Source organism: Cellvibrio sp. (assembly GCF_053579595.1).
This window is the reverse complement of the sequence record NZ_JBRFPI010000490.1, coordinates 1-2,886: the sequence shown is the minus strand read 5'-3', so window position 1 is coordinate 2,886 and position 2,886 is coordinate 1. Positions and strand designations below refer to the sequence as shown.

At 50.2% G+C, this 2,886-nt stretch carries 4 protein-coding genes; all 4 read right to left on the bottom strand.

The window, feature by feature from the left end; all coding sequences use genetic code 11:
* The coding region (locus tag ACWA6V_RS20185) for an aminotransferase class III-fold pyridoxal phosphate-dependent enzyme (protein WP_449524175.1) at positions 1–672 on the bottom strand (672 nt) is incomplete at its 3' end.
* Positions 673–674: 2 nt separating this feature from the next.
* Positions 675–1,304, bottom strand: a complete 630-nt coding sequence (thiE, locus tag ACWA6V_RS20180; RefSeq protein ID WP_449524174.1) for a thiamine phosphate synthase — start codon at positions 1,302–1,304, stop codon at positions 675–677.
* Position 1,305: 1 nt separating this feature from the next.
* Complete coding sequence (gene hemJ, locus ACWA6V_RS20175) at positions 1,306–1,728, bottom strand: protoporphyrinogen oxidase HemJ (RefSeq protein ID WP_331351670.1); 423 nt, start codon at positions 1,726–1,728, stop codon at positions 1,306–1,308.
* Between the two features lie 16 nt (positions 1,729–1,744).
* Positions 1,745–2,886 (bottom strand): chloride channel protein (locus ACWA6V_RS20170; RefSeq protein WP_449524173.1); only part of this gene is annotated, 1,142 nt, incomplete at its 5' end.

Below are 2,886 nucleotides of genomic sequence, written 5' to 3'. Positions count from 1 at the left end.
GCGCAAGCATTCCAAAAATCCTGATACGGGTGGAACACAGTTCATATTGCCTACTACAGGCTCAACAATAATGCAGGCGATTTGGTCGCCCAGTTTGGCAAAACATTCACGCACTTGTTCGGCGTTGTTGTAATCGAGCGTGAGTGTGTGATCGGCCAATACTGCAGGTACACCCGGTGAGCTGGGTACGCCGAGTGTCAGTGCACCGGAACCGGCTTTAATGAGCAGTGAATCTGAATGGCCGTGATAGCAGCCTTCGAATTTAATAATTTTATCGCGCTTGGTGAACGCGCGGGCTAAACGGATTGCACTCATGGTCGCTTCAGTACCAGAACTGACAAAACGCACCATATCCATATTGGGAATCAGGTTGCAGAGTTTTTCTGCGAGCGTGGTTTCTCGTTCAGTGGGTGCACCAAAACTCAAACCAAATTTTGCGGTTTCGATGACGGTGTTAATTACTTCAGGATGGGCATGGCCGAGTACCATTGGTCCCCAGCTTTGAACGTAATCGATATATTGTTTACCGTCCGCATCCCACACATAAGCACCCAGCGCACGCTCAAAAAATATCGGTGTGCCACCGACGGCCTTAAAGGCTCGTACGGGCGAATTGACTCCGCCGGGAATGGTTTTTTGGGCTTGTAAAAATAATTCTTCTGAGCGGCTCATAGTTAATCCTGATCGGTAAAAGATAATTCAATGAATTTTTTGGCTTGGGCAGTAATGTCTTCTGCTGAAAATAAGCTGTGGCAGACAGCGAGCATATCGGCGCCCGCATCTAATAATTGCTTGCCGTTATCCAGAGTAATTCCTCCGATAACAACGATAGGTGTATCGCTAAATGCTTTGCGTGCATCGCTGATTAATGAAATCGGCGCAGGGCGTGCATCAGGTTTTGTATTCGAGGAAAAAAAACGCCCAAATGCAATGTAATTGGCACAGTCTTTTATAGCCTGCTGCGCAAGCGCCAGTGAGTCATGACAGGTGACGCCGATAATTGCGCGGCTGCCGAGAATAATCCGTGCAGCAACAGGATTGGTATCACCTTGGCCCAAATGTACGCCGTGTGCGCCGACTTCTTGCGCGAGACTCACATCATCATTGATTAATAACTGCGCCTGATGCTGATTGCAGAGATCGAGTAAACGTTTGGCTTCAAATAAACGGCGTGCATGATCTGCTGATTTATCGCGGTACTGCACCAGCTTGCAACCGCCTTTGAGCGCAGCTGAAACGCCGGCAAATAATGTATCGCCAGGTAGCAATTGTGAGTCGGTAATTGCGTAGAGGTTATTGTTCATTTTAAAAAGGTTTTACCACCACCAAAATAACAATACCGATTAATAGAAACACCGGTAATTCGTTAAACACGCGAAAAAACTTATGGCTCTTGGTGCAGCGGTCATCGCGCAGTTGTTTGAAATAGGCGATGCAGGCGTGGTGATATCCGGTCAACAGCACTACCAGTGCGATTTTGCACCAGTACCAGATTTGTGTGGAGTAATACTCCCAACCGAGCCAGCTCATCCAGATACCAAAGGTATAGGTCGCAATCATCGCAGGGTTGGCAATACCGCGCAGTAATTTTCGCTCCATAATTTTAAAGCGTTCGCGGCTGATCTCGTCTTCGCTCATGCTGTGGTACACAAACAGACGCGGCAAATAAAAGAGCGCGGCCATCCAGCTGACAACAGAAATAATATGGAAGGCTTTTATCCAGAGCATAGGAGCATCTCAAACGTTAAATACGGTAATAGTCATCGATTTTTGCGCGGCTGATTATACCCAGTGGCTGGTGGGAATCGCTAAGTGATTCCACCCAGAGTGCATCGATTTTCTGGCGATTCATCAAATCGAGCGCTTCAAATAAATTTGCATCGGCAGCGATACGCGCGAGGTCATAGCGGCGCGCGGGAATTTCCTGCAGGTTGATAATGGCATCCGTTGCGACCTCTGCTTGCTGCAGATAATTGTGCAGGTCGGCGGGTTGCAGCAGTTGATTAGAGTCGCGCAACAAAATCCAGTGCGGGTGATGGGCGAGTATTTGCTGTGCCCCGGCAATACTGATCTGATTTTGCGTTACCACCAAATGCCGATCCATTAATCCGCGCACGCCAGTGCGGCTGAGCAGCTGTTCCATCATTTCAGAGGTACGGAATTTTCCCTGGATACGCAGTACATGTTGGAATAGCCCATCGCAGCGAAATACCCAGCGGGTTGTGAGGCAGGCGGCAATCACCACTAACATGCTTGGGAAAATAATATTGGGGTTATAGGTGAGCTCGAGGATTGCCATCATTGCCGCAAGTGGTGCGTTGAGTGTTGCGCCCATCATCGCGCCCATTCCCAAAATCACATAGAGGCCGATAGCGCTTGCTGAGCCGGGCATAAGTATTTGCGCGGCACTACCGACTGCGCCGCCAACGCAGGCCCCGATAAACAGCAGCGGTCCCACCACGCCGCCGGGCATACCGACGCCGAGGCTAATCGATGTGGCAAAGAGTTTGGTCACTGCAATCGCTAACAACAACGCAAAACCTATATCGCCCGCCAAGGCGCTACTTATTGTGTCGTAACCCACACCCATAATCTGCGGAATCCACAGGGCGCAAATACCGGTGAATAATCCCGCCAAGGCAAGGCGCAAGGCGATAGGGCGGTTTAGCGCCCAACGGCAGCTCGCGCCGTGCAGGCGAATGTAAGCAGCAGCAAATGCAGCAACTACTAGGCCGACCAATCCCATCAACGGCAGTTCGCGCAAGTCGCCCATTACTGATTGCGCGTTAATAAAAGCGATCTCCGGCCCAAAGGCGAGGCGAGTCATAGTTGCACCCGCGACTGCAGCAAGAATGACGGGAATAAACCCGGCGATGGTGTATTCCA

Coding starts and splice junctions, on each gene's coding strand:
- thiE (WP_449524174.1), bottom strand. CDS start 1,304: ATGAACAATAACCTCTACGCAATTACCGACTCACAATTGCTACCTGGC.
- hemJ (WP_331351670.1), bottom strand. CDS start 1,728: ATGCTCTGGATAAAAGCCTTCCATATTATTTCTGTTGTCAGCTGGATG.